Annotated in this window: 1 pseudogene; it reads right to left on the reverse strand. The window is 46.3% G+C overall.

Going from position 1 to position 694, the window contains the following annotated elements:
- Window positions 1-694, reverse strand: a pseudogene (locus R7O13_RS27190) (phosphate ABC transporter permease); the annotation flags it as partial.

The following is a 694-nucleotide window of genomic DNA, read 5'->3' on the forward strand; positions in this document are numbered from 1 at the left end:
CGCAGAGATTGAGGTATTAGAGCCCACAAGCCCCCCATGACCATGGTGCTCAATGGCAACACAAACAACATCACCACGACCGTAATCAGATGATCTTCGACTATCGGAGCAAACCATAATCCTGCAAGGAAACCGATGATGACGGTCGGCAGTGCTTCCATCAATTCAATGGACGGCTTAACCACTCGACGCATGCGTGGCGACATAAAATACGCCGTATAAATAGCACCTAGCACCGCCAAAGGCACTGAAAACAGCATCGCAAACATAGCCGCTTTTATCGTGCCGAACGCAATTGGCACCAAGCTAAATTTGGCTTCAAAGTTGTCACTGGCCGATGTAGATTGCCATACAAATTCAGGCTCTGGATAGCCTTCGTACCACACTTTCTGCCACAGTGAAGAAAGCGAGACTTCAGGGTAAGAGTTATCGACCTCCGCCACCTTTAACGAGTCATCATTCCAAGTAATCAGATAGCGTTCATTGTTCGACATTGCCGCCATCGCAGGCGCTTGTTTATAAGCTCGCTTAAACAACACCAGTTTTTCACTGGTCGTGTAATGACTCTGAAGCGTACCGTTAGTGTAGAAACTGTAGAATCCTTTGCGGTGTGAATCCGGCAATAAGTATTTAAGTTCAGACGCTAATTTGAAGTCACGAATATGAGTTAAGGTTCGCTTATCATTTTGCAAAG

Source organism: Vibrio sp. Y176, assembly GCF_033438945.1.